Consider the following 24,848-nt stretch of genomic DNA (forward strand, 5'->3'; position numbering starts at 1 on the left):
CACATGGGCGACGCGCGTCGTTTGCGATCACACTGTGTCGCAAGTGTCACAGACGCGAAACGGCCTCAGGAAAGCCCTCCGGCGCGCTTTTCCGCCGAAAGACTGGCGGCCGCATCGACATAGGCTTCCTGGCGCTCGACCGACCAGTATTTGAGCTCGGCTAGGGGAATGGCCGTTCCGGTGACCGCGCAGCGGACATGATCGCCATGGGCAATCAGCCGAAACGTCCCGTCGCCGTACTGGATTCGGGCTTCGCGCCCTCCGCCACCCATCAACATCTCACCCATTCTCCTCGTCGTCGCCCTTCGACCCGAAGAGGTCGCCCTGGCGATTGCCCGAATAGGCAGAGGCGGGCTTTCTGGCAACACGGCCGCGACCGGCGGATCCGCCGGGCGCGACGTCGAGGCTTCCGTCGACGAAGTGGAGGGTCAGTCGGGGCTCGCTCCGCGCCTGCCGTGCGCTTGGCACGGTGTCGCCCAGAGCGCCGGTCACGCGGGCATAGCCGCGTTCGAGCGGCTTGTCGGGATGCGCCATGAGGGCGCGCGCCCAAGCCGCCTCGAAAGCCTGTTGGTGTTCCGCCAGTTTCCGATCCAGCATCCGGACATCCAGCCGTAATCCGAGCGGGCGGTAACGCTCTCTCGCGATGTCGACGCGCTGGCCAAGGCCCCTGCGTGCGCGAGCGGATCGCTCGACGAGGCGATTTTCCTCGAGCGCACTACGCTGTTGGAGGGCACGGACCGAGGCGCGGGCCGCACGATCGAGACGCTCGGCCATCACCGAGGCCGGCTGTTCGAGCAGTCGCGCGGTCAGCCTGCCCTCGATGGCACCCAGCCGCGCACCGGCCTCACCGACACGCAGCGTCAGGCCGCGCGGCAGGCCGCGACCGGCGTCCGCGACCCGCCGTTCGACCGTTTCAAGCAGCCGCGCGGGTGCGGGAAGCCGCTCGCCCAGCAGGCGCAACCGATCGTCGCGGTCGCGCAGCCGCTCGTGCAACCTGTCCGCGGTCCGCATCGCAAGGTCCCCGACGTAGCGCCGTAGATCGGCAAGCACCGGCACCGCCATCTCGGCCGCCGCAGTGGGCGTAGGCGCGCGCCGGTCGGCAGCATGGTCGATCAGCGTCGTGTCGGTCTCGTGCCCGACGGCACTGATGAGCGGGATCGAGCAGTCCGCCGCCGCGCGCACCGCCACTTCCTCGTTGAAGCCCCACAGGTCCTCGATCGAGCCGCCCCCACGCGCGACGATCAACAGATCGGGTCGCGGGACGGGCCCCCCGGGCGCCAATGCGTCGAACCCGCGGATCGCCTCGGCCGCCTGCGCCGCCGCCCGCTCGCCCTGCACTTGCACGGGCCAGACGATCACATGGGTCGGGCAGCGATCCTCGAGGCGGTGCAGGATGTCGCGGATGACCGCGCCGGTCGGGCTCGTCACCACGCCGATGACGCGCGGCAGATAGGGTAACGCCCGCTTGCGCTCTGGCGCGAACAGGCCCTCGGCCGCCAGCGCTTTCCTGCGCTTGTCGAGCAGCGCCATCAGCGCGCCCTCGCCCGCCAGTTCGAGCGTTTCGACGACGACCTGATATTTGCTGCGCCCGGGATAGGTGGTGAGCTTGCCCGCGGCGATCACTTCGACGCCGTCTTCGGGCGCAAAGGCAAGGCGCGCCGCGCTGCCCTTCCACAGCACGCTGTCGATGCAGGCCTTGTCGTCCTTCAGCGTGAAATAGCAGTGCCCCGAGGCTGCGCGCTTCCAGCCTGAAATCTCGCCGCGCACCCGCACATTGCCGAAGCGGTCCTCGACGGTTCGCTTCAGCGCGCCCGACAATTCGCTGACGCTTTGCGCGGGCGCATTGTCGCCCTGCGCCACGCTCGCTAACAGGCTGGAAGAAGTCGAGGAGGGGTCGGTCATGAAAATCCTGTTGTTGGGCTCGGGCGGACGCGAGGATGCGCTGGCGTGGCGGCTTTCGCAATGTCCAAGCTGCGAACGGCTCGATGTCGCGCCCGGCAACCCCGGCATGGAACGCTGGGCGGACGCGATGCACGACCTCGATCTCGCCGACCTCGACGCAACACTGGCGCTGGCGAAGGACCTCGGCAGCGACCTTGTCGTCGTCGGCCCCGAAGCCCCGCTGGTCGCCGGTCTCGCCGACATGCTCAACGCTGCGGGCATTGCCTGCTTCGGCCCCGACAAGGCCCCGGCGAAACTGGAAGGCTCCAAGGGCTTCACCAAGCGCCTGTGCGACCAGGCCGGCGTCCCCACCGCGCGTTATGTGGAAACGCAAGGCGTCGACCGAGGCCTTGCCGCGCTCGGAGATTTCGGCCTCCCCGTCGTCGTCAAGGCCGACGGGCTCGCCGCGGGAAAGGGCGTCACGGTCGCCTTCACGCATGAGGAAGCCGAGGCCGCCGTGCGCGAGGCCGGCGACGCGCCGCTCGTCATCGAGGAATTCCTCCACGGCGAGGAAGCCAGCCTGTTCGCGCTCGTCGACGGCACCGAAGCGCGCTTTCTCGCCTCGGCGCAGGATCACAAGCAGGTCGGCGAAGGCGATATCGGTCCCAATACGGGCGGCATGGGCGCCTACAGCCCCGCGCCCGTGCTCACCGACGCGCTTGCGCTTCAGGCGATGGACGAGATCGTGCTGCCGACCGCCAAGGCGCTCGCCGACGCGGGCACGCCCTATCGTGGCGTCCTCTATGCAGGGCTGATGCTCACTGCCGAGGGCCCCAAGCTCATCGAGTATAACGTGCGCTTCGGCGACCCCGAATGCCAAGCGATCATGCCGCGCATCGCGGGCGATCTGGCGCTGACGCTCTATGCCGTCGCCAAGGGCGGGCTCGCGGCCGCCGATCCGCTGGGGCTCGAGCAGGCCGTCGTCATGACCGTCGTCTATTGTGCGAAGGGCTATCCGGGCAGCGCTGCCAAGGGCGGCTGGATCGGCTGCCTCGAGGAGGCGGAGGAAGAGGGAGCGATCGTCTTCCATGCAGGCACCGCGCGCCGCGAGGATGGCGAGATCATCGCCAACGGTGGGCGCGTGCTCGGCGTCACCGGCGCCGGCGTCGACATCGCCGCCGCGCGTGAAGCCGCCTATCGCGCGGTCGATACGATCGACTTCGAGGACGGCTTCTTCCGCGGCGACATCGGGTGGCGCGAACTGGAACGGAACCGTACCGAAACTTGACGCCCGGTTCGAACGATGATGTAACAGAATTACATTCAGCGGGAGAAACGACGTTGCGTATCCGGAACCTCATCGCCGCAGTTGCGACCGCCAGCCTTCTCGCAGGATGCGCGAGCGAACGCCGCGTCGAGACGCAAACGCCACCGATGCCCGAGCAACCCGAGGTCGCGACGACCCAATGCCCTGACGGCACGGTCATCCTCGCGAGCGAGCAATGCCCGCCTCCCCCTCCGCCGCCACCGCCGCCACCGCCGCCTCCCCCGCCACCCCCAGCGCCCCAGCGGGATAGCGCGTCGGAGGCGATCGCTGTCGCTAGCACCCGCTACGTCCAGGCTCCCACGTCCTACTCCATCCGGTCGCAGGATCGGGAAACCTATGAAGGCGAGGAAGTGTCGGACGTCCAGCGTTCGATCACGACGCCGCTGTCTACCTTCTCGATCGACGTCGACACGGCGGCCTACGCCAACGCGCGCCGGATGCTGGAAGATGGAGAGATGCCGCGATCGGACGCGGTGCGGACCGAGGAATTCCTCAATTATTTCCGCTACGACTATCCGCTGCCGCAAGACGCGAGCCGCCCGTTCAGCGTTACGACCGACTTCGCGCGGACGCCCTGGAATGCCTCGTCGCGCCTGCTGCGCATCGGCATCCGTGGATACGACGTGCCCGCCGCCGATCGACCGCCGGCGAATCTCGTCTTCCTGCTCGACGTTTCGGGGTCGATGAACAGCGCCGACAAGCTTCCGCTCGTCAAGACCGCGATGAAGACCCTCACCAACCGGCTCAATCCCGCCGACAAGGTGTCGATCGTCGTCTACGCCGGAGCCTCGGGCCTCGTCCTCGAACCGACCAATCAGCGCGGCGAGATCCTCGCTGCCTTGAGCAGGCTTCGGGCGGGCGGCTCGACCGCCGGCGCGGCCGGGCTCGAACTCGCCTATGCCACCGCACAGGCCGCCTATATCGACGGCGGTATCAACCGCGTCATCCTCGCCACCGATGGCGACTTCAACGTCGGTCTCACGAATCGCGAAGCGCTGAAAGACCGGATCGCCCGTGCGCGCGAAACGGGGATTTCGCTGACCACGCTGGGCTTCGGCACCGGCAATATCAACGATGCGCTGATGGAGCAGCTCGCCGATATCGGGAATGGCAATTACGCCTATATCGACAGCGCTTCGGAGGCCCGCAAAGTGCTGGCCAGCGAAATGTCGGCGACTCTCCTCACCATCGCCTCGGATGTGAAGATCCAGGTCGAATTCAATCCTGCGGTCATCAGCGAATATCGTCTCATCGGCTACGAGAATCGCAAGCTTGCCGACGAGGATTTCGACAATGACGCGGTCGATGCGGGCGAGATCGGTGCCGGCCACCAGGTTACCGCGCTCTACGAGGTCATTCCAGCGGGCACCAAGGGCTGGCTCCCCGAACTTCGCTATCAGGACGGCGAAGCGCCATCCGGTCGGCTCGACGAAGCGGCAATGGTGAAGCTTCGCTACAAGCTTCCGGGAGCGAATGAGTCGATTCTGGTCGAAGAGGTGGTCCCCGCCGCTGCCCTCGCCCGCGCGACCGCGACGAAAGGCGATTTCGCCTTCCAGGCGGCGGTTGCGGCTTTCGGCCAGAAATTGCGCGGTGACGAGATGCTGGCGCGCTTTTCCTATCCCGAGATCGAAGCGTTGGCCCGCCCCTCGGCGGGCGCCGATCTCTACCGCCAGCAATTCCTGATGCTCGTAGGCCTTGCGAACGAACTGGGAGCCGTGCCAAGCCAAGCGCAATGAAATCGCGCATCGTCCTCCTCCTCTCGGTCGCGCTCGTCGTCCTGTCCGCCGCGCTTTGGCACGGCCCGGTCGGCGGCGCGGCGGTGCGCTATACGCTCGATACCGAACAGCTCGTCCGCGCCAATCTCGAATATTACGAGATGGAGGAAATCACCCCCTTCATGCAGCGCGGCCCGCTGACCCGTCGCCTCTGGCTCGCGGGCGAGGCCGACGACTTCCAGCGCCCCGAACTCAAGCGCATCTTCTCGGGCCTCGATTCGGTCGGCGACGTCCAATGGATCTCGCAGGATGGCAACGACGTTGAGGGCGCGCCGCTGTTGCCGATGATCGTCGAGGTCGAACTGGCGGGTCTCGCCGCCTTCGGTGTCGGGCTGCTGTTCGGCTACTTCGCCTTCCACCGGCGGCGCGAGCCCGATCGCTTCAATCTCTAACGCCTTTCCAACAGGGACAACTCACGCTCATGCAGGAACTGCTCACCCTTTACTGGCCGGTGCTCGTCGTAGCGCTGGTCATCGGTCTCATCGCTGCCTTTCTCATCTTCCGCCCGAAGCAGTCGGTGCGCCTGAGCGAGGACGAGACGCCCACCCGCCCGCACATGTCGGGGATCGCCGACGCGCGCAGCCACGAAGGCGATAGCGTCGTCGATGCGGGCGCTGCCGGCTTCTCGGACGAAATCGGCCAGTTCATGCAGGCCGAGGTTCACGAGGAATTACCGGGCGCGACGGGCGAACCCGACAATCTCAAGCGCCTGAAGGGCGTCGGCCCCAAATTGGCGCAGACGCTCAACGGGCTGGGCATCGTTCGGTACGACCAAATCGCCAGGCTCACTCCCGAACAGCTCACCGCGCTCGATGCCAGGCTCGGCAGCTTCAAGGGCCGCCTCGAGCGCGATCGCGTGGTCGAACAGGCCGACTATCTCGCGCGCGGCGACACCGACGGTTACGAAGCCAAGTTCGGCAAGCTGGGCTAGGCTTACGCGTCCGTCGCCTTGCGACGCTTCTTCTTGGACGGCCGCGCGATCAGCTTGTCGATCTTGTGGCCGTCCATGTCGACGACCTCGAAGATCCAACCCTGATAGGCGAATTTTTCGCCTTCGGTCGGCAACCGCCGCAGCACGGCCAACGCCAGCCCCGCCGCGGTAGAATAGTCGCGGTCATCCTCAAGCCTGAGTCCGAGATTGTCGGCCAGCGATTCCACGTTGGCGGCGCCCGATACGAACCAGCCGCCTGCATCGCGCTTCTTGACCGGCTCGGGTTCGTCCTCGTCGTTGCGGAACGTGCCCGCCAGCGCGGTCAGGATCGATCCCGGCGTCACGATCCCGTCGAGATGCCCATATTCGTCGTGGACGAGCGCCAGCGGCACGTCCGCATCGCGCAGCACGTCGAGCGCGTCCATCGCGTCCATGAGGTCGGGAATGACCGGGGCCGGCCGCGCCAGCTCTTCGAGGTCCAGCCCCCGACCGTCGAGCATCGCATCGAGCAGGTCGCGCGCCGACACGACGCCGACAATATCGTCAACCGAGCCGCGTACCACCGGAATACGGCTGTGCGGCGTCGTTGCGAGCTTGGCGCGGATGTCCTCGGGGGTAGCGCTGACCTCGAACCAGTCGATTTCGGTCCGCGGCGTCATGATCTCGCGCACTGGCCGATCCGCCAGCCGAACGACCGAGGAAATAATCGCCCGCTCGCTCTCTTCGAGCACGCCCGCCGACTGCGCTTCGGCCACGACTATGTGCAATTCTTCCGCCGTGACGACCTGGTCGTTCTCGCGGTTCATTCGGAACAGTCGGAATATCGCCGCGCTCGTCTGGTCGAGCAGCCACACGAGAGGGGCCGTCAATCGCGAGAGGAATTGCATCGGCCGCGCGAGAAAGGCCGCCACCGGCTCGGGGTTACGCAGCGCGAGCTGCTTGGGCACCAATTCGCCGACCACGAGACTGAGATAGGTCGTCACGATGATCACCAGCCCCACGCCCAACGTGTCTGCCGTCTCCGCGCCCAGTCCCAACAGTTCCAGCCGCTGCGCGACAGGCTCGCCGAAGGTCGCGCCCGAATAGGCACCTGCCAGAATGCCGATCAACGTAATCCCGATCTGCACAGTCGACAGGAAGCGTCCCGGCTCGCTCGCCAGCTTGATCGCGCCTTGGGCACCCTTGGAGCCGTTCTCCGCCATCGAGCGAAGTCGCGCAGGACGCGCCGACACGATCGCGAGCTCGCTCATCGCCAACACGCCGTTCAGCATGACGAGGCCGACGAGAAACAGAAGGTCGAGAAAAGGAAAGGGGTCGAGGTCCATGGCGGAATGTAGAGCCTTTGGACGTTTTGCGCCGGTCCGACAAGTCAATGCGTTCAGTTGCGGTTTCGAAACGATCACCCAGGGGCGTTGAACGGAACTTCCGTGCTTCTGCGCGTTTGATGCGCCGATGTGAATTACTCGAAGGGATATTCCCAATGACCAGTTTCAAGAAAAAGATGACCGCTCTCGCCGTGGTCGCCGCTTTCGGTACGACCACCGCCTGCTCGACCGGCATCACGGGCGACAACGTCAATTCCACTGAAGGCATCGTCGGCGCCGGCGCCGGCGGTGTACTTGGCTATCTGCTCGGCGATATTCTCGGTGGGCGTAACGATCGTACCGCCAAGATCATCGGCGCGGGCGTCGGTGCGGTCGCCGGTGGTGCCATCGGTGCCTATATGGACAGGCAGCAGGAAGAGATGCGCCGCGCCACCGAAGGCACGGGCGTCGACGTCATCCGTCAGGGCGATGAACTTCTGCTGCGCATGCCGTCGAATGTGACCTTCCCGGTCGACAGCTACACGATCCAGCCGGGCTTCCGCGCGACGCTCGATGAACTCGCGCAGACGATGGCGACTTACGATTCGACCTATATCGACGTGCTCGGCCACACCGATTCGACCGGTGCCGACAGCTACAACCAGACGCTGTCCGAGCGCCGCGCCCAGGCGGTCGCCAGCTACCTGTCGAGCCGCGGTGTGAACAGCGCCCGCGTCGCGACGCAGGGTTACGGCGAATCGCAGCCGATCGCGTCCAACGACACCGCTGAAGGCCGCGCGCAGAACCGCCGTGTGGAAATCAAGGTCGTCCCCATCACGCAAAACGACGTCCAGGCCGCGGGTTACTAAAGCCCCGAAGCCAACTGATTGGATGAAGCCTCCGGTCCCGCTCGCTCGGGATCGGGGGCTTTTTTTATCGGCGTGCAGCGAAAAAGGCTCGCAGCAAGGCGGCACTCTGCGCATCGCCCAGACCGCCCATCACTTCCGGACGATGATGACAGGTCGGCTGCGCGAACAGCCGTGGTCCGTTGACGACCGCCCCACCCTTGGGGTCCTCCGCTCCAAAGCAGATCGTCTCGATCCGGGCCAGCGCGATCGCACCGGCGCACATCGCACAAGGCTCGAGCGTCACCCATAAGCTACAGCCGTCCAGTCGGGCGCTCCCGCGCCGGCTCCCAGCTGCTCGAAGCGCCAGCACCTCGGCATGCGCCGTCGGATCGTTCGATTGCCGGTGGTTGGCGCCTTCGCCGATGACCGCGCCGGTCTTATCCGTCACTACTGCGCCAACGGGCACGTCGCCCTGTGCCCCCGCCGCTTCGGCCAGTTCCAAGGCCCGTTTCATGGGAGGTGGGAGAGGAAAGGAAGACATGTCCCGCGCTTTAGCGGCGGATCGCGCGGCTGTCATTGCGTTGGGAAAGCCTTCAGGGCTGCGCGGGGACAGGGGCCGCCATGCTATCGCGCGGCTGCTGCGCGCGCGGCCCGGACCCCTCGGCCGTTTCGCCGCTTTCAAATTGATCGCTTGAAGATTGATCGTCCGCTGCGGCCTGCCTTCCCGAAGGCTCCGCCCCCGGCTGTCGTTCGCGCTCGCCGGGCGCGGCGCTTCCGGTCTCGACATCGAAGCCCGGACCCTTGCCGCCAATCAGTTCAATGTCGATGCGACCATCCTCGAACTCGGCTTCCTTCGTACTGTCCGTGCCTTGATTGAACGCACCCAGACCGATCGCCGCAAGCAGGGCAATCAGGATGACGACAGCGGTGGCAACCAAAGCGCGCACGACAAAACCTCGTTGTTTCGAACCATTTGATGACCCAACGCGAAAGGGACTGTCGGGTTTCCGACACAAGCGTCTCGTTTCGCCAAGTCGGTTGACCTTCACGGTACGCCGCGCTAACGGGTCGCGCTTTGAAGGCCCACGTGAATGGGCCACCGCTTCAATTGACGGGAAAAGACGATGTCGCGCATCTGCGAACTGACCGGCAAGGGCCGGCTGGTGGGCAACAATGTTAGCCACGCCAACAACAAGACCAAGCGGGTATTCCTGCCCAACCTGCAGAACGTCACGTTGCTGAGCGAGACGCTCGACCGCCGCGTGAAGCTGCGTGTCTCGACCGCGGGCCTTCGCTCGGTCGAACATAATGGCGGGCTCGACAACTGGCTGATGAAGACCAAAGCCGAGAAGCTCTCGGACAAGGCAGCCAAGCTCAAGCGCGAGATTGCCAAGGCCAAGAAGAGCCAGGAAGCCGAAGCCTAGTCTTCCGCGTCCGCTCCGGCCGTGAACGGCCAGGCGTCTTCTTCCAGCTCGTACTGAACGAAGATCGTGCGCTGCGGCGCACGGTTATTGTCGTCAGTCACGATCCAGACCTCGTAGCCGCCGCCTGTGCGCGGGCGGATGGCAATGCCTTCCGCATTGTCGTTCCACGCAATGCCGAGCCGCCGCATCGGTCCTACACGGATCCCTTCGGCGCCTTCCTCGATGCTGGCGATCCCGGCTTCGAATCCGCGCAGTCCGAGCCGGCGCTGGAGCAACAGGCCGCCGGGCCTGCCGGGCCATGCCGCCGCGCCCGTCGGCGACCATGTCGCACCCTCGAACGCGACGCCTGACACTTTTCCCGTCGCGCGATCAAAACGCGCCGCGGTCGTCCCGTCCTCGCCCAGCAGCGTCAGTCCGCGCTGGCCGTCGAACATGGCTTCCGCGCCTTCATTGTCATCGGAAAATCCGGGGAGCGGCCATTCGCGCTCTTCGTCGCGCACGATCCGCACGAGGCGTGGACGCATCTCGTAGGCGATCCACAAGGCGCCATCGCGCGCCACGACGCTCTCCGCATCGAAGAGCCGCGAGTCCTCACTCGCGATCCGCGTGCGGACGGGAATTCGCCCCGGCCCTGTCGGAGCCGGAAAACCGAGCGCCAATCCGTTGTCGGTCACGGCGATCATCCAGTCGCCGCGAAAATCCAGTCCCGAGATCCCGCGGAATTGCACGTGACGCTCGGCTACGCGCCAGGCGCCCTTGAGCGTCCAGCCCCGCGGAAGATCGCTGCCGTCGATTCTTGCGGGCACGATCCGCATCTCGTGCGAACCCGTCATGTCGCGCGGCAGCGGCAGACGCTTCGTCATGGAATCCGCGAACAGGACGCACGACGCCAGTGCCGTCACCCCGAAAATCCTGAACGCTAGCTGCATTGACTATTCAGCCCTTCGTACAGGCGAATCACCTATAACTACTTCCAACGACAAGGTTTTCCCCTTTTCCCTTGTCCATGAAAACCCTCGCGTCGCGTAACGAGGGGGGCCCGGTTCGGAGCAATCCGCGCCGGGCCTATTTTTATCCGCGCATCTCGAAGTCGAATAATCCGGCGAGTTGCTCGATGAGCGCGCCTCCCAGCTGTTCGGCATCCATGATCGTGACTGCCCGTTCGTAATAGCGCGTGACATCGTGACCGATGCCGATCGCCGACAACTCGACCGGCGAGCGGGTTTCGATCCAGTCGATCACCTGCCGCAGATGGCTTTCGAGATAGGTCCCGGAATTGGCCGAACCGGTCGAATCGTCAACGGGTGCGCCGTCGGAGATCACCATGAGAATCCGCCGCTCCTCGGGACGCGCGATCAGCCGCTGGTGGGCCCAGACCAGCGCCTCGCCGTCGATATTCTCCTTGAGTAATCCTTCGCGCATCATCAGGCCCAAGGGCCGGCGCGCGTGGCGATAGGGTTCGTCGGCCTGCTTGTAGACGATATGCCTGAGGTCATTGAGCCGCCCCGGCCCCGGCGGACAACCCGCTGCGCGCCAATCCTCGCGGCTAAGGCCACCCTTCCAGGCGCGGGTCGTGAAGCCGAGGATCTCCGACTTCACTCCGCAGCGTTCGAGCGTACGCGCGAGAATGTCCGCGCAGATCGCGGCGATCGAGATCGGCCGCCCGCGCATCGAGCCCGAATTGTCGATCAAGAGGCTTACGACCGTATCCTTGAAGTCCGTCTCGCGCTCGATCTTGTAGGACAGGTTGTGCGTCGGGCTCACCACCACGCGCGCCAGCCGTGCCGCGTCGAGCAGCCCCTCTTCCTGGTCGAACGCCCAACTACGGGCCTGCTGCGCCATCAGTCGCCGCTGCAGGCGGTTGGCGAGTCGCGTCACGACTCCGGCCAGCCCCGCCATCTGGTTGTCGAGATAGGCACGCAAGCGATCCAGCTCCTCGGCGTCGCAAAGCTCCTCCGCATGGACGATCTCGTCATGCGCCGTGGTGAAGACCCGATAGCCTTCGCGCGGCGCTTCGGCCCAATCGGGACGCCGTCCCTGCCGCGGCGCCTCTCCCTGCTCGGCGTCCTCGCCCATGTCTTCGGGCAGATCGCTCTCGTCCATCTCGGCATTGCCGTCTTCGGCGCCGTCGTCCTCCTGCGGACGCTGTTCGGGATCGCCGTCGTCGTCGCCGGCATCGTCCTCCTCGTCGCCCTCGTCCTGGCTGTCGTCGCCCTGCGGATCGCTGTCCTCGTCTTCTTCCTCGGGGTCTTCCGCCTCGCCATCGTCGTCATCGAGCTGGAAGTCGAGATCCTCGAGGATGCGCCGGATGGTCTGCGCGAAGGCGTGCTGGTCGCTCAGGTCCGCGCCCAAAGCGTTCAGCCGCTTGCCTGCCTTCTGTTCGATCATGTCGCGTACGAGGTCGAGTTTCTTGACGGCGACATCGGGGGAGGGCTTGCCGGTCAGCCGCTCGCGCGCGATCAGACCCAGTGCTACCTCCAGGGGGACTTCCTCGGCCGAACGGGCCCGCATCAGGGCACTCGCCCGCACCCGCGCAATGCCATGCGCATCGAGGTTGGCCGCAACGCCCGGAAACTCGCTCGCCCCCAGCGCCTCGACGCGGGCCGTCTCCAGCGCATCGTAGATCGCCCGCGCCTCGACATCCGCCGGCGCCCGCGCCGCGTGCGTGCCCGCATCATGCAGACGCGCCCTCAAGGCCAAGGCATCGGCCGCTCCGCGCGCCTCGGCGACAGGCCCCGGCGCCAGATCCGGTCCCGGCGAGGGGACGCGTCCTTCGCTCGGGCCACGCCCGCTCTCCGCGAAATTCACCTCGAGCGCCTCGTCGCGCGCCAGCGCCCGCGCCGCGCCCGTCAGCGCACGGCGGAAATCGTCGAGATTGTCGGGCGCGCCCACGTCAGGCGCGGCTCGCCACGCTCTCGGGCAGATCGTCGCCAAAGACGCGCTGATAATATTCGGCGATCACCGGCCGCTCGCTCTCGTCGCACTTGTTGAGGAACGAGACGCGGAAGGCATAGCCGACATCGCCGAAGATCAGCGCGTTCTGCGCCCAGCTGATCACCGTGCGCGGGCTCATGACGGTCGAGATATCACCGTTGATGAAACCCTGACGCGACAGGTCGGCGACCTTGATCATCTGCTCGACGGTCTTCTTGCCTTCGGGCTTGTCATATTCGCCCGACTTGGCGAGCACGATCCGCGCCTCGGTCTCGGCGGGCAAGTAGTTCAGGGTCGTCACGATGTTCCAGCGGTCCATCTGGCCCTGGTTGATGGCCTGCGTGCCATGATAGAGGCCCGTCGTATCCCCGAGGCCGACCGTGTTCGTGGTCGCGAACAGGCGGAAGTTCGGGTTGGGCTGGATCACCCGGTTCTGGTCGAGCAGCGTTAGCTTGCCTTCGGTCTCCAGCACACGCTGGATGACGAACATCACGTCGGGCCGACCGGCGTCATATTCATCGAACACGAGCGCAACGGGATGCTGCAGGCACCACGGCAGCAGGCCTTCCTTGAACTTGGTAACCTGCTGGCCGTCCTCGAGCACGATCGCGTCGCGCCCGACGAGGTCGATGCGGCTGATATGCGCATCGAGGTTGATGCGGATAAGCGGCCAGTTGAGGCGCGCCGCGACCTGCTCGATATGCGTCGATTTTCCCGTCCCGTGATAGCCCTGCACCATCACGCGCCGGTCGTGCGCGAAGCCTGCGAGGATCGCCATCGTCGTATCGGGATCGAAGACATAGGCCGGATCCGCATCGGGCACGCGGCGGTCGGCCTTGGAAAAGGCCGGGACCATCATGTCGCTGTCGACCCCGAAAACCTCGCGCGCGCTGACCTCGGTATCGGGCGCGGGCAGGATGGTGGCGTCGTCGTTGTCGAAGGAGGCGTTTGCAGGATCGTTCATGGCGACCGACTTAAGGGCAAGCGCCCAAAGCCTCAATGGCGGACTTTAGGCGGGCGCCGCCACTTTCTCGGGCAGCGAGAAGAGGGAGAGGAAACGGGCGGCCGCTTCGACATCGCCTTCTATTTCGATGAGCGAAAAGGGCGCGCCGCCATAGGCAACCGCGACCAGGGCTTCGGGCGCAGCGCGGATCGTCACGTCTGCCGCATCGGCCTCGCCGGGATCGATCACGAGACGGCCCTTATCCAGCCGCCCGATATAAGGCCGTCCCGACAGCACGAACTGCAGCACCATGTCCCGTTCGCTTGCCCGAGCGCCATCGAGCATGGTCCGGAAACTCAGTAGCACCGACACCGCGCTGATCGGCAATCGCGGATCGTGCCCCGGGCTCCGCGCGGCCCAGCGACCCATCTCCTGCAGGATCGGCTCGGCCTCGCGTCCCCAGTCGGTGGCGTCATAGACCTGTGCGTTGACGGGAGGCGGCAGCATCCGGCGCGCCACCAGCCCCTTCGCCTCCATCTCTTCCAGCCGCTGCGTCAGCACACGCGCGGAAATCCCCGGCAGGTCGGCGCGCAGCTCCGAGAAGCGCCGCGGTCCCAGCATCAGTTCGCGCAGCACCAGCAAGGTCCAGCGCTCGCCCAGCAGTTCGAGCGCATGCGCTGTCCCGCAGGCGTCGTCATATCGGCGTCTCGTCTCGTCCGGTCGCTTCATCGTTACCTAATGTAACATCATGGTTGTAATTTACAACTACGGACTTTATCCCATTGCCCGACTCGAACGAAAGGAATGCCCATGGCCAAGATGATCTACATCAACCTGCCGGTTGCCAACGTCGCCGCCGCTACCCGCTTCTACGAGGCGATCGGGTTCGAAAAGAACGAGACCTTCTCCAACGAACAGGCTTCGGGGATGCAATGGTCCGACACCATCTGGGTGATGCTGCTCGATCATGGCTTCTATTCGACCTTCACCGACAAGAAGATCATCGACGCGAAGACGACCAGCGGCGCGCTTCTGTGCGTTTCGTTCGACAGCAAGGAAGCGGTCGAGGACGTCCACCGCCGCGCGGTCGAAGCGGGCGGCACCGAAACCCGAAAGGTCGAGGCGCAGGGCCCGATGTTCGGCGGCGCGTTCGAGGACCCGGACGGCCACATCTGGGAAACCCTCTTCATGGACCCCGCCGCGACGGCCGACACGCCCACCCCTGAAGGAGCAGACGCATGACCTACGTGACCGGATTCGTCCTCGCCGTGCCCGCCGACAACAAGCAGGCCTATATCGAGACCGCCGAGAAATTCTGGGAACTGGCGAAGGACTTCGGCGCGCTGAGCCAGGTCGAGTGCTGGGAGGCCGACGTTCAGGACGGCCACACCACCGACTTCCGCCGATCGGTCAAAGCCGAGGAGGGCGAAAAGATTGTCTTCAGCTGGGTGACCTGGAAGGACAAGGACACCGCCAAGGCCGCCGAGACGAAGATGATGGAAGACCCGCGCATGGCCGACTTCGGCGACATGCCCTTCGACGGCAAGCGCATGGTCTACGGCGGCTTCGAGCCGATCGTGTGGAAAGAGGCCTGAGGGGAGACAAAAGATGGCGCTCGATACGCATGGAGATTTCATCTGGTACGAACTGCTGACCAGCGACGCCGACGCGGCACAGGCCTTCTACGAAGGGCTTGTTGGCTGGACGTTCAGCGATAGCGGCCAGCCGGGGATGGACTATCGCATGTTCGGCATGGGACGGCCCGAGGTCGGCGGCCTGATGGCGCTGACATCAGAGATGATCGAAGGCGGCGCCCGCCCGCTCTGGTCCGGCTATATCGCAGTCGACGATGTCGACGCGGCCGCCGCCAAGGTCGCCGATCTCGGCGGCAAAGTGCTGATGGGTCCCGACGACATTCCGGACGTCGGCCGCTTCGCCTTCTGCGCCGACCCGCAGGGCGCGCCCTTCTATGTCATGCGCGGCAATTCGGACGAAGGCAGCACCGCCTTCGCCGCGACCGAACCGTGCGTCGGCCATTGCGCGTGGAACGAGCTCGTCACCGCCGACCCCGAAGCCGCGCACGCTTTCTATTCCGCGCTGTTCGGGTGGGAGAAGGCCGACGCGATGGAGATGGGCCCGATGGGCACCTACCAGATGTACCGCAACGGCGCGGACCGCGACTTCATGTTCGGCGCGATGATGAAGAAGCCCGACGACATGCCCGTTTCGCTCTGGGCCTATTATTTCCGCGTGCCCGACATCGATGCGGCCGCCACGTACGTCGCCGACAAGGGCGGACAGATCATCAACGGCCCGATGGACATCCCCGGCGGCGAATATGTCTTCCAAGCAATGGATCCTCAGGGCGCGATGGTCTCGATCCTCGGCCCGCGCAAGTAGGAGAAGCGGAGATGGACAAGAAGCTTCGCACGGTTCTGTGGTTCGAGAAAGACATCGAGGCGGCAGCGCGATTCTATGTCGAGACGTTCCCGGATAGCAGTTTGTCTGAGCCTATACCGGCGCCGAGCGACTACCCGAACGGCAAGGAGGGCGACCCGATCTTGATCGACCTCGTCATCTGTGGACGCGATTTCCAGCTGCTCAACGGCGGCGAGGTGGACTTCAAGCCGTCGATGGCGGTGAGTTTCATGGTCGAGACCGCGGATCAGGCGGAAACGGACCGCATTTGGGACGCGATCCTGGCGGCAGGTGGCAGCGAAGTGCAGTGCGGCTGGATTACCGATCCGTACGGTTATAGCTGGCAGATTACGCCGCGGGTGCTGAATGAGGCGCTGGCGGCGGGCGGACCGCAAGCGAAAGCGGCGTTCGAGGCGATGATGCCGATGGTACGAATTGACCTCGCGACGATCGAAGCGGCGGTCGAAGGAGCGGAATAGGACATGGCATTCGAGACAAGTTGCCATTGCGGCAAGGTCAAGGCGACCATCGAGGGCGAGATGCCGAGTGAGGCGATGAGTTGCAATTGCTCGATCTGTCGGCGCAAGGGCCACCTGCTGCATTTCGTGGCCGCCGACCAGGCGGAGGTAGAGGGGGAGCCCGACGCCGTGTCGGACTATACGTTCAACCGACACGCCATCCACCACCAGTTCTGCGCCCATTGCGGCTGTAATCCGTTCGGTCACGGGACCGATGGCGAGGGCAACGAGATGGTCGCGGTGAACATGCGCTGCGTCATGGAATGCGATCTCGATGCGCTAAGGATCAACAAGGTCGACGGAGCGAGCTTCTGATGCGCACGATCATCGGCGCGGCGTTCGTCTCGCTCGACGGCATCATGCAGGCCCCCGGCGGGCCCACCGAGGACCCGACGCAGGGCTTCGACCATGGGGGCTGGGTGGCGCCGCTCGCCGACGAGGGGTTCGGGGCCGAACTCGACGAGCTGTTCGGCCGCGACTACGACCTGCTCTTGGGGCGCCGCACCTACGACATCTTTGCCGCCTACTGGCCTTATGCGCCCGACGAGATGGCGGACATGCGCGACGCCTTCGACCGCTGCACCAAATATGTCGTGACCGGCTCGGACTCACCGCTCGAATGGCAGAACAGCCGCAAGGTCTCGATCGACGACATCGCCGACATCAAGGCCGGCGACGGGCCCGACATCATCATTCAGGGGTCGAGCACGCTCTATCCGCAACTTCTGGAGCGCGACCTGATCGATCGGCTGATCGTCATGACCTTCCCCATCCTGCTCGGCTCTGGCAAGCGCATGTTCGGCGACGGCACCCCCGCCCGCACGCTTCGCAAAATTGCAGACCGCGTCTCCGGGAACACCGTCATCGCCACCTACGAGCCGGTCGGTCCGGTCGTCACGCAGGCAATCGCCGAGCAGGCCACGAGCGAGCGCGAGCGGCCTCGGCAGGACTTGATGGCGCGCGGCCACTGGTAGGCGTTCGGCGAAAAACCGTTGACTTTACGCTGCTCTCGTTCCTGATGTGACACTATCACATCAGGAGTTTCGTCCATGCGTTCGTTGTCTGCCCTCCCCCTTCTCGCCCTCGCTGCTTGCCAGCAATCGCCCGACGACCCGCGCGGGGTCGATCGTGAGGAGACGTTGCTGACGGTCTCGGCCACCGGCCAAGCCGAGAACCGCCCCGACGAAGCGCGCTTCTCGGTGGGTGTCGAGACGATGGCGGGCTCGGCGAAGGCGGCCAATGCTGCCAATGCGCAGAAGATGCAGGAGCTGATGGCAGCCCTAGCCGATTTCGACATTCCGGAAGACAAGATGCAGACCCGCAACCTGTCGGTCGGGCGCATCGACTATGGCCCCGAACGCGGCCGCTACCGCGCCTACAACATCCTCGAAATCCGCATGAGCGACGTCGAGCGTGCGGGCGAGGCCGTCACCGCGGTCACCGACGCGGGCGGCAACCTCGTCTCGGGTCCGCAACTGACCCAGTCCGACCCGGAAGCCGCCACCAAGGCCGCTTATGCCGACGCCTACGAGAATGCCCGCCTGCGCGCCGACGCCTACGCCGAAGCGGCAGGCCTGCGCGTCACCCGCATCCTCACCATCCGCGACGGCGGCGCGGGCTATGGCGATGGTCCCTATCCGGTCGATGCGGTCGCGGTGGAGACTTCGGCCGCCGCCCCGCCGCCCGTCACCCGCACTGCGCCCTTCCAGCCCGGCATGAACCAGAGCCGCGTCGGCGTGACGGTGGCGTTCGCGCTGGAGCCAGTGGACGACTAGGCCCTGAAGGCGTCCGCGTCTTTCAGCCGGTCGTAGGCATCGATGACCGCGCGTAGCCGGGCCTCGTGCCGCCGGTCCCCACCATTGCGGTCGGGATGATAGGCACGCACCAGTTTCTTATAGGCCGCGCGAACGTCGGCGATCGTGGCATCGTGTCCCAACCCCAGCACGTGCAGCGCCTCCTGCTCGGAGGCGCCGAACCGCGATCGCGCCTTGGCGGCACGCATCGTCGCGCCGCCGCGAAAACGCGCGGCGATCGCGTCGAGCGGATCGTCGAAGTCGGCCCAGCGTGGGCCTGGATCGCCTGCCGCCTGGAAGGCGAACCGCTTTCCCCCGGGCTCGCGGCGCGGAATGGGCGAACATTCCTCCTCGATTTCCTCGGCGCTCATGCCGGCGAAATAGTCGTAGCGCGCATTATGCTCGCGCACATGTTCAAGGCACAGGAAGCGATATTGCCCCGGCCCATCGAAATCGCCGAACGTCACCGGCGCCCGGAATTCCCCTGCCTCGCGGCACCCGGGATGCGCGCATTCTTCCTGCGCATCCTCGACGCGCCCGTGCCATTTGGTCTGTCGTGAAGCCATGAAGTGATAAGATAAGTCGCGCCTACCCGACTTTCCAGCACCAACGGCTCGTCGCATCTATGGAACGTTTCATCTGCACCCGGCATTGGGTCTTCGCAACGAAGAGTGGAGGCTTTGATGCGAAATTATGTGTGGTTGCCCGTTTGCGCGGGTCTGGTTGCCCTGTCCGCGTGTAGCGCAGAATATGATACCGCCGACAGCATGGCGGGTCCCGATATCGCTCCCGAGGCGGCCCCCGATGTCGCGATGTCCTTCGCCTACGATTACCGGCTCGACGACGATGCCATCGCGGCCGTCCAGGAAACGCATGCCGCCGCCTGCGAGAAGCTTGGCCTCGCGCGCTGCCGCATCTCTGGCTTCGACTATCGCATCACCCCAGACGAAGAGGTCGTCGCCAATCTGGAGATCCGCATCGACCCGCGCATCGCGCGCGTCTTCGGCAAGGATGCCACCAAAGCCGTGGAGGAGGCCGAGGGCGCGCTGGCGCGCATGCAATTCGACGGCGAGGACATGTCGTCGCTGATCGAGGGCGGGACGCGCGACGCATCCTCTGCCCGCAGCGAAATCGAGACGATCGAGGCACAGCTCTCCGCCGCGCAAAATCTCTCCGACGAGGAAGCCGCCCGTCTGCGCATCCGCCTCGCCGAACTGCGCGACCGTGCCCGGTCCAGCGCAATCCAAGCTGACGAAGCGCGCGCGCGTCTCGCCGTCACCCCGATGCGCTTTGCCTATTATGGCGATGTCGGCGTTCCGGGGTTCGGTGGCGACAACCCGCTCGAGCAGGCGTGGCATGCGCTGGTCGCTTCAACGGTCGCGCTGGTTCGGATCGTCCTGACGGCAGCCGCCGCGCTGTTACCATGGGCGCTGCTGGTCGCCCTTCTGTTCGTCATCTGGCGCAGTCGCCCGCTGCGTTCGGCACGGGCATGGTTGGCGCTCCGCACCACGCCCGGGGAGCCGGAAGCCTAGCCCGCGCGTATGGTTGCCATGACCGACGACAGCACCACCTCAGCCGAAATCATTCGCCGCCTGCGTAATGCGCTCCAACCCGAGACGCTCAGGCTCGACAACGACAGCGCCAAGCATGCCGGTCACGCCGGCGATGACGGCTCGGGCGAGACGCACTGGAGCCTGCACATCGTCTCGGCGCAATTCGAGGACCAAAGCCGCGTCGCGCGCCAGCGGATGGTCTACAAGGCATTGGGCGACCTCATGGACAATCCCATCCATGCGCTTGCCATCAAGGCGCAAACACCCGGAGAAGCACGATCATGAGCTACGATCTGTGGTACTGGCCCTCGATCCAGGGCCGCGGCGAATTCGTCCGGCTGGCGCTCGAAGCGGCCGGGCAGGACTATCGCGACCGCGCCCGCGAGACCGACGCGCAGGCGCTCGTGGAAGACATGGAGGCACGGTCGGGTTTTCGCCCGTACGCGCCGCCCTATCTCGTCGACGGCGATCATGTCGTCAGCCAGACCGCGCATATCCTCGCCTATCTCGCGGGGAAGCACGGGTTCGGCGGCAAGGATGCGCACGAGGGGTCCGCGCTGATGCAGGTGCAGTTGACGATCACCGACGTGGTCGCCGAAGCGCACGACACGCATCACCCGGTCGCGCAGGGCGCCTATTACAAGGACCAGGAACCCGAGGCGGAGCGCGCCGCGAAGGAATTCCGTGACGACCGGATGCCCAAATATTTCACCTATTTCGAAGACGCGCTGTCGGCGCGCGACGCGGGTCCTTTCGCGGGAGGCGAAGACTGGACCCACGTCGACACCTCGCTTTTCCAGCTCGTCGAGGGGCTGCGCTACGCTTTTCCGAAGCGGATGGCGTCGCTCGAAGGCGACTATCCGCGGTTGATCGCCTGCCGCGATGCGGTGGCGCAGCTCGACGGGATCGCCTCCTATCTGGACAGCGATCGCCGCATTCCCTTCAACGAAGACGGTATCTTCCGTCACTATCCGGAGCTCGACGGCGCATGACCGGTCTGATCGACATCACCCCCACCGTTCACGACCTCGGCGCGTTCAAGGTGCGCCGGGTCCTGCCCTCCAAGGCGCGCAGCATGGTCGGACCCTTCATCTTCGTCGACGAATTCGGCCCCGCGCAGATGGAGACCGGACAGGGCATGGACGTGCGGCCCCATCCGCACATCAATCTCGCCACTGTCACCTATCTTTTCGAAGGCGCGATCCACCACCGCGACAGCCTCGGCACCAGCCAGGTAATCCGCCCGGGCGCGATCAACCTGATGACCGCGGGCAAGGGCATCGTCCATTCCGAGCGCAGCCCGGATGAGGAGCGCGCCGACGGGCCGAGGCTCTACGGCATGCAGACCTGGCTCGCGCTGCCCGAGGACAAGGAAGAGATCGATCCCGCCTTCGACCATGTCGGTGGCGACGCACTGCCGCTGGTCGAGGACGGCGGCGCTTCCGCACGGGTGCTCATGGGAAGCCTTTGGGGAAAGACCGCCGGAACGCTCCAGCACAGCCCTACCATCTACGCCGACATCCTCCTCGACAACGGCGCGATCCCGATCGACGCCGAGGCCGACGAGCGCGCGGTGCTGGTGACCGAAGGCACCGTCCGGCTCGACGACCAGCCGCTCGAGCCGTTCACGCTGTACGTTCTCGCGCCCGGCGAAGCGATGACGCTGAAGGGCAAGGGCCGCGCGATGTTGCTGGGCGGCGAAGCCTTCGCGACCAAGCGTCATGTCTGGTGGAATTTCGTGTCGTCGAGCCGCGATCGGATCAACCAGGCCAAGCATGACTGGAAGGAACAGCGCTTTCCGATCGTCCCGGGCGACGCGGACGCACGGATTCCCATCCCGGACGTCCCCAAGACGGTCAGCTATCCGTAACGGTTTGACACGCGGCCTGCCGTGTAACAGGGTATCACGCGATCGTAGGAGCCCGCACTATGTTGACGTTCGCATTCCTCATTGCCGCCTCGCTCGCCGGCCCCGACGTCGAACTGACCGCCGATCAAGCCCGCGCGATGGACAGTAGCGAACTCGCCAATACGATCCTCGTTGACGACCACGGCCCCATGTCCGGACATCGCATCAATTTCAGGAGCGACGGCCGCATCTCGACGATCCTGCTTGCCGAAGAAGGCGTCGCCGATGCCGAGGGGCAATGCGTGCGTCGCAGCTATGTGGCCAGCTTCGACGGCAGCGACCGAACCGGCGACGCCGTGAAACTGCACCGCGTCCGGTCCGAGCTGAGTTTCCGACCGGGCGATGCTTGCGGGGGGACCGAGGGCTGGGTGCGCGTCGACAGCGCGGCAGATCTCGCCAATGCACGGCGCGTTCTGGCCGAGATCGGTGACATCCGCGCGCGGAAGACCGGCGCGCCGGCTGCCGGACTCTATTGTCGTGATGATACCAAACAGGGCAAATGCGGCGACGACGTCCACGAGACGCTGAAGAGCATCGATCTCGACGATGCGTGGAAGCTCGAACCCTATGGGGATCGAAACGGAGCCTTCTACAAGTTGGTGGTCGCCGACATGACGATCGAAGACACGATGGTCTCGCCGCAATGGGTGTTGCGCTATATGCCCGCGCCGTCTCCGGCCTCACCTGTCCTGATGATGCATTATTATCAGCCCGTCCCGGGGCCGCCCATGCATCCGGACGAGCCCAAAGCGCTGCTGGTCGGAGAGCTTTGAAGACACAGCACGTAACGCTGCCCGACGGCATCACGTTGAACGTCGCGACCGCCGGTCCCAAAGATGCGCCGCCCGTCTACCTGCTTCACGGCTTCCCCGAATCGCATCGCACCTGGCGCGCGCTCGTGCCGCTGCTGGAAGACGCGTTCCGCCTTGTCATGCCCGACCAGCGCGGGTTCGGCGGGTCGGACAAGCCCGCCGATATCGAAGATTATCGTACCGACAAGCCGATCGCCGACCTGCTCCAGCTCGCCGATCATTTCGGTCACGACCGCTTCAGCCTGGTCGGCCACGACTGGGGCGGCGCGGTCGCGTGGGCAGCGGCGCTCCGCGGCGGGCCCCATATCGGGAAGCTCGTCGCGATCAATTCGCCCCATCCGCTCGTCTTCCAGCGCACCCTCATCGACGATCCGGATCAACGCGAGGCCAGCCAGTATATGCGCCGCTTCCGCGAAACCGGCATGGAAGAGCAGATCCGCGCGATGGGGATGGAGACCTTCTTCGACAAAAGCTTTACCCCCCATGTCGATCTCAATGCGATCGCCGCAGACGAGCGCAAGATCACCATCGACCAATGGTCCGAGGACGGCGCGCTCGAGGGCATGCTCGCCTGGTATCGCGCCAGCCCGATCCTCGTTCCCGAACCGGACGAACGCGGCGTCGCCTATCCCGACTGGGTCCTGAACGGCGTGCCCACCATCCGCATCCCGACACTGATCGTCTGGGGATTGAAGGACAAGGCGCTCCTACCCTGCCAGCTGGACGGCCTCGACACGCTCATCGACGACCTCACCATCGAGCGCGTCGAGGGCGCGGGCCATTTCGTGCCGTGGGAAAAGCCCGAACCCGTCGCCGCCGCCCTTCGCGACTTCCTCGCCCCCTGACGTGCCTAGCGAAAGCCGGAGCCCTGTCCGATCCGAGCGCGGTGCCTAGATCCGCCACTCCACCCAAGCCCCGTGCGCATGGGCCCGCGCCAGTTCCACCCTATCCCCGCCCGGCCACGCCCTCACATGCAGCCGGTGCTGCAACAAGGTGCGATCGCCCTCCAGCGACAGCCACGCCAGCGGTCGCTCCGAATCGGCCTTCGCACCCGCTGCGTCCATCGCGCTGTGGATGCGATCCTGTGTTGCGTCTGGTAGATATTGCCACACGAGGCTGTGCATCAGCACGCGGGTCACGCCGGACGCCTGGGGTTGCGAAAGCTGCGCCTCGACGAAATCCGCCGCATCGGCCTCGGCCACTCTTGGCGCCCTTGCGTCCGCGAGCGCACATGCCTGCTCGAGCAGCGTCAGCCGCGCTTTCATCTCGGGCCAGACATAGGCGGCCAACCGCACCCTTCCCGCCGCGCTCGCCAGATCGATCGGATCGCGGTCGCACCCGACGAGCGATACGATCCCGACCGGCGCGTCGGGCGGCGGAGCGCCCTCCCAGCGCGGCGCGATCTGCACCGGGCTTTCGGGGTCACCCACCCGAACGCCGCCGAGATCGAAGCCGAAGCGGTCCATCATCAGGTTGATCCCCGCGCTCGAACCGATCTCGATCAGTTCGAACCGCTCGCCGAACCCGTTCGCCGACAACCACAACAGTCCCGCCATCAGCCCCGCCGAGCGTCCCGCCTCGTTGGTCTGTGGCGGTCCATTCAGCCACGGCAGGATCGCAGCCTCATGATCGACGAGCACCGAGGCGATCGCATCGGACAGCGCGTCCCGCGTCAATTCGCCGCGGTAGAGCGGGGCCAGTTCGCTCGCCGCGCCCGACAGGTGCAACGCGCGCACCCCCGCCGCCACCCGCAGCGGCAGCACGTCGGCCAGCGGATCGCCCGGCCATTCGTGCAACGCCCGCCCCAGCGCACTTCCGGGTGCGACGCGTGCCCAGATCGCCTTGACGATCGCCGCCGTCAGCGGTGCCCCGTTGGCACGACAATAGTCGACCTGGTTGGCGAAGGCGGCGGCTGGCGTGGTCATCGTGTCGGCTTTCGTTCGGGGTTGATTACATACGCGCTTGGTCGCACATGCGCACCCCATGACCAGCCGTTCCAACTCCCGTTCCGCCGCGCGCCTCGCCGCCGTCCAGGCGCTCTACCAGCGCGACATGGAAGGCACGCCCACCGCGCAGCTCATCCACGAGTTTCACGAGCATCGCCTCGGCGCGACCATCGAGGGCGAGACCTATGTCGAGGCCGAAGTGCTCTTCTTCGACGATCTCGTCGCGGGGGTCATCGCCCGCGCCGCCGATGTGGACGAGCGGATCGCCGCGAAACTTGCGGAAGGCTGGAAGATGGAGCGGCTGGACAAGCCGATGCGCGCTATCCTGCGCGCCGGGACCTACGAACTGATCGCCCGTCCCGACGTCCCGCGCGCCACCGTGATCGACGAATATCTCGACGTCGCCGACGCCTTCTACGACAAGAAGGAAAAGGGTTTCGTCAACGGCCTCCTCGACGCCATCGCCAAGGATGCGCGCGGCGCGGCTTAGGCAAGCCGGTCGAAGGCGCGGCGATTGGCATCGGCGGATCGC

At 65.7% G+C, this 24,848-nt stretch carries 31 protein-coding genes; 21 read left to right on the plus strand and 10 right to left on the minus strand.

Translation table 11 applies throughout. The features are described 5' to 3' along the window. Window positions 1-65 precede the first annotated feature (65 nt). Together WJS89_RS06585 and xseA are read right to left on the minus strand one after the other, a co-directional pair. Window positions 66-287: a DUF2093 domain-containing protein gene (locus WJS89_RS06585; protein WP_431993813.1), complete on the minus strand. Its 222-nt coding sequence runs from the start codon at window positions 285-287 to the stop codon at window positions 66-68. Further along, entirely contained in the window at window positions 280-1,902 is a 1,623-nt protein-coding gene (gene xseA, locus WJS89_RS06590) for an exodeoxyribonuclease VII large subunit (protein ID WP_346340153.1), read from the minus strand. The genes WJS89_RS06585 and xseA overlap by 8 nt, the downstream gene beginning before the upstream one ends. Here xseA and purD point away from each other — a divergent pair. From purD to WJS89_RS06610, 4 genes are read left to right on the plus strand one after another with little or no spacing between them, the layout of a single operon-like run. Beyond that, the gene (gene purD / locus WJS89_RS06595) at window positions 1,901-3,169 is read left to right on the plus strand and encodes a phosphoribosylamine--glycine ligase (RefSeq protein WP_346340154.1); all 1,269 of its coding nucleotides are present in this window, start codon (window positions 1,901-1,903) and stop codon (window positions 3,167-3,169) included. The genes xseA and purD overlap by 2 nt on opposite strands. 53 nt (window positions 3,170-3,222) lie before the next feature. After that, window positions 3,223-4,944, plus strand: coding sequence for a vWA domain-containing protein (locus WJS89_RS06600; protein WP_346340155.1), 1,722 nt, complete (start codon window positions 3,223-3,225; stop codon window positions 4,942-4,944). Then, on the plus strand, window positions 4,941-5,375 hold the full coding sequence (locus tag WJS89_RS06605) for a hypothetical protein (RefSeq protein WP_346340156.1): 435 nt from the start codon (window positions 4,941-4,943) through the stop codon (window positions 5,373-5,375). The genes WJS89_RS06600 and WJS89_RS06605 overlap by 4 nt, the downstream gene beginning before the upstream one ends. Before the next feature lie 29 nt (window positions 5,376-5,404). Further along, window positions 5,405-5,914: a helix-hairpin-helix domain-containing protein gene (locus WJS89_RS06610; RefSeq protein WP_346340157.1), complete on the plus strand. Its 510-nt coding sequence runs from the start codon at window positions 5,405-5,407 to the stop codon at window positions 5,912-5,914. A gap of 2 nt (window positions 5,915-5,916) precedes the next feature. On the opposite strand, the gene WJS89_RS06615 is transcribed toward WJS89_RS06610, so the two are convergent. After that, window positions 5,917-7,239, minus strand: a complete 1,323-nt coding sequence (locus tag WJS89_RS06615; RefSeq protein ID WP_346340158.1) for a hemolysin family protein — start codon at window positions 7,237-7,239, stop codon at window positions 5,917-5,919. Between the two features lie 155 nt (window positions 7,240-7,394). On the opposite strand from WJS89_RS06615, the gene WJS89_RS06620 reads away from it, so the two are divergent. Next, window positions 7,395-8,087, plus strand: a complete 693-nt coding sequence (locus tag WJS89_RS06620; protein WP_346340159.1) for a YiaD family glycine zipper/OmpA-like lipoprotein — start codon at window positions 7,395-7,397, stop codon at window positions 8,085-8,087. A 64-nt stretch (window positions 8,088-8,151) separates the two neighbouring features. Here the strand turns inward: WJS89_RS06620 and WJS89_RS06625 are convergent, their stop codons facing one another. After that, entirely contained in the window at window positions 8,152-8,580 is a 429-nt protein-coding gene (locus WJS89_RS06625; RefSeq protein WP_431993817.1) for a nucleoside deaminase, read from the minus strand. 184 nt (window positions 8,581-8,764) lie between these two features. Between WJS89_RS06625 and WJS89_RS06630 the strand changes: the two genes are divergently transcribed. Both WJS89_RS06630 and rpmB read left to right on the plus strand, forming a co-directional pair. After that, entirely contained in the window at window positions 8,765-9,043 is a 279-nt protein-coding gene (locus tag WJS89_RS06630; RefSeq protein WP_346340161.1) for a hypothetical protein, read from the plus strand. Window positions 9,044-9,190: 147 nt separating this feature from the next. Next, entirely contained in the window at window positions 9,191-9,490 is a 300-nt protein-coding gene (rpmB, locus tag WJS89_RS06635) for a 50S ribosomal protein L28 (RefSeq protein WP_346340162.1), read from the plus strand. On the opposite strand, the gene WJS89_RS06640 is transcribed toward rpmB, so the two are convergent. From WJS89_RS06640 to WJS89_RS06655, 4 genes are all read right to left on the minus strand, one after another. Beyond that, on the minus strand, window positions 9,487-10,353 hold the full coding sequence (locus tag WJS89_RS06640) for an esterase-like activity of phytase family protein (protein WP_346340163.1): 867 nt from the start codon (window positions 10,351-10,353) through the stop codon (window positions 9,487-9,489). The two genes, rpmB and WJS89_RS06640, sit on opposite strands and share 4 nt — an antisense overlap. Window positions 10,354-10,561: 208 nt before the next feature. Continuing rightward, window positions 10,562-12,382 (minus strand): cobaltochelatase subunit CobT, encoded by a 1,821-nt coding sequence (gene cobT / locus WJS89_RS06645; RefSeq protein ID WP_346340164.1) that lies wholly within the window; start codon window positions 12,380-12,382, stop codon window positions 10,562-10,564. Between the two features lies 1 nt (window position 12,383). Beyond that, window positions 12,384-13,388 (minus strand): cobaltochelatase subunit CobS, encoded by a 1,005-nt coding sequence (gene cobS, locus WJS89_RS06650; protein ID WP_346340165.1) that lies wholly within the window; start codon window positions 13,386-13,388, stop codon window positions 12,384-12,386. Window positions 13,389-13,433: 45 nt separating this feature from the next. Continuing rightward, window positions 13,434-14,096, minus strand: a complete 663-nt coding sequence (locus WJS89_RS06655) for a winged helix-turn-helix transcriptional regulator (protein WP_346340166.1) — start codon at window positions 14,094-14,096, stop codon at window positions 13,434-13,436. Window positions 14,097-14,177: 81 nt separating this feature from the next. Between WJS89_RS06655 and WJS89_RS06660 the strand changes: the two genes are divergently transcribed. The 7 genes from WJS89_RS06660 (at window position 14,178) to WJS89_RS06690 (ending at window position 18,078) form a co-directional block, all read left to right on the plus strand. Then, window positions 14,178-14,609 (plus strand): VOC family protein, encoded by a 432-nt coding sequence (locus tag WJS89_RS06660; RefSeq protein ID WP_346340167.1) that lies wholly within the window; start codon window positions 14,178-14,180, stop codon window positions 14,607-14,609. Beyond that, the gene (locus WJS89_RS06665) at window positions 14,606-14,962 is read left to right on the plus strand and encodes a DUF1428 domain-containing protein (protein ID WP_346340168.1); all 357 of its coding nucleotides are present in this window, start codon (window positions 14,606-14,608) and stop codon (window positions 14,960-14,962) included. Before WJS89_RS06660 ends, WJS89_RS06665 begins: the two co-directional genes overlap by 4 nt. A gap of 13 nt (window positions 14,963-14,975) precedes the next feature. After that, window positions 14,976-15,767: a VOC family protein gene (locus WJS89_RS06670; RefSeq protein ID WP_346340169.1), complete on the plus strand. Its 792-nt coding sequence runs from the start codon at window positions 14,976-14,978 to the stop codon at window positions 15,765-15,767. 11 nt (window positions 15,768-15,778) lie between these two features. Then, the gene (locus tag WJS89_RS06675; protein ID WP_346340170.1) at window positions 15,779-16,264 is read left to right on the plus strand and encodes a VOC family protein; all 486 of its coding nucleotides are present in this window, start codon (window positions 15,779-15,781) and stop codon (window positions 16,262-16,264) included. 3 nt (window positions 16,265-16,267) lie between these two features. After that, the gene (locus WJS89_RS06680) at window positions 16,268-16,618 is read left to right on the plus strand and encodes a GFA family protein (protein ID WP_346340171.1); all 351 of its coding nucleotides are present in this window, start codon (window positions 16,268-16,270) and stop codon (window positions 16,616-16,618) included. Beyond that, window positions 16,618-17,277: a dihydrofolate reductase family protein gene (locus tag WJS89_RS06685; protein ID WP_346340172.1), complete on the plus strand. Its 660-nt coding sequence runs from the start codon at window positions 16,618-16,620 to the stop codon at window positions 17,275-17,277. The genes WJS89_RS06680 and WJS89_RS06685 overlap by 1 nt, the downstream gene beginning before the upstream one ends. A 75-nt stretch (window positions 17,278-17,352) precedes the next feature. Next, a complete protein-coding gene (locus WJS89_RS06690; protein ID WP_346340173.1) occupies window positions 17,353-18,078 on the plus strand; it encodes an SIMPL domain-containing protein in 726 nt (241 codons plus the stop codon). Here WJS89_RS06690 and WJS89_RS06695 read toward each other — a convergent pair. Further along, window positions 18,075-18,662 carry a J domain-containing protein gene (locus WJS89_RS06695; RefSeq protein WP_346340174.1) on the minus strand — a complete coding sequence of 196 codons (588 nt, stop codon included), beginning with the start codon at window positions 18,660-18,662 and terminating at the stop codon, window positions 18,075-18,077. The two genes, WJS89_RS06690 and WJS89_RS06695, sit on opposite strands and share 4 nt — an antisense overlap. A 117-nt stretch (window positions 18,663-18,779) precedes the next feature. Between WJS89_RS06695 and WJS89_RS06700 the strand changes: the two genes are divergently transcribed. Genes WJS89_RS06700 through WJS89_RS06725 form a run of 6 tightly spaced genes read left to right on the plus strand, consistent with a single transcriptional unit; the run spans window position 18,780 to window position 23,215 of the window. Then, a complete protein-coding gene (locus WJS89_RS06700; RefSeq protein WP_346340175.1) occupies window positions 18,780-19,628 on the plus strand; it encodes a DUF4349 domain-containing protein in 849 nt (282 codons plus the stop codon). 18 nt (window positions 19,629-19,646) lie between these two features. After that, complete coding sequence (locus WJS89_RS06705; protein WP_346340176.1) at window positions 19,647-19,934, plus strand: BolA family protein; 288 nt, start codon at window positions 19,647-19,649, stop codon at window positions 19,932-19,934. Then, on the plus strand, window positions 19,931-20,641 hold the full coding sequence (locus tag WJS89_RS06710; protein WP_346340177.1) for a glutathione S-transferase: 711 nt from the start codon (window positions 19,931-19,933) through the stop codon (window positions 20,639-20,641). Before WJS89_RS06705 ends, WJS89_RS06710 begins: the two co-directional genes overlap by 4 nt. Then, a complete protein-coding gene (locus tag WJS89_RS06715; protein WP_346340178.1) occupies window positions 20,638-21,519 on the plus strand; it encodes a pirin family protein in 882 nt (293 codons plus the stop codon). Before WJS89_RS06710 ends, WJS89_RS06715 begins: the two co-directional genes overlap by 4 nt. Window positions 21,520-21,578: 59 nt before the next feature. After that, complete coding sequence (locus WJS89_RS06720) at window positions 21,579-22,331, plus strand: hypothetical protein (protein WP_346340179.1); 753 nt, start codon at window positions 21,579-21,581, stop codon at window positions 22,329-22,331. Further along, window positions 22,328-23,215 carry an alpha/beta fold hydrolase gene (locus WJS89_RS06725; RefSeq protein ID WP_346340180.1) on the plus strand — a complete coding sequence of 296 codons (888 nt, stop codon included), beginning with the start codon at window positions 22,328-22,330 and terminating at the stop codon, window positions 23,213-23,215. The genes WJS89_RS06720 and WJS89_RS06725 overlap by 4 nt, the downstream gene beginning before the upstream one ends. 45 nt (window positions 23,216-23,260) lie before the next feature. On the opposite strand, the gene WJS89_RS06730 is transcribed toward WJS89_RS06725, so the two are convergent. Further along, window positions 23,261-24,295 (minus strand): DUF2332 domain-containing protein, encoded by a 1,035-nt coding sequence (locus WJS89_RS06730; RefSeq protein ID WP_346340181.1) that lies wholly within the window; start codon window positions 24,293-24,295, stop codon window positions 23,261-23,263. 58 nt (window positions 24,296-24,353) lie between these two features. On the opposite strand from WJS89_RS06730, the gene nusB reads away from it, so the two are divergent. Then, window positions 24,354-24,806, plus strand: coding sequence for a transcription antitermination factor NusB (gene nusB / locus WJS89_RS06735; RefSeq protein ID WP_346340182.1), 453 nt, complete (start codon window positions 24,354-24,356; stop codon window positions 24,804-24,806). Window positions 24,807-24,848: the final 42 nt, after the last annotated feature.

The sequence above is a fragment of the Sphingomicrobium aquimarinum genome, assembly GCF_039655735.1.
GTDB lineage: Bacteria > Pseudomonadota > Alphaproteobacteria > Sphingomonadales > Sphingomonadaceae > Sphingomicrobium > Sphingomicrobium aquimarinum.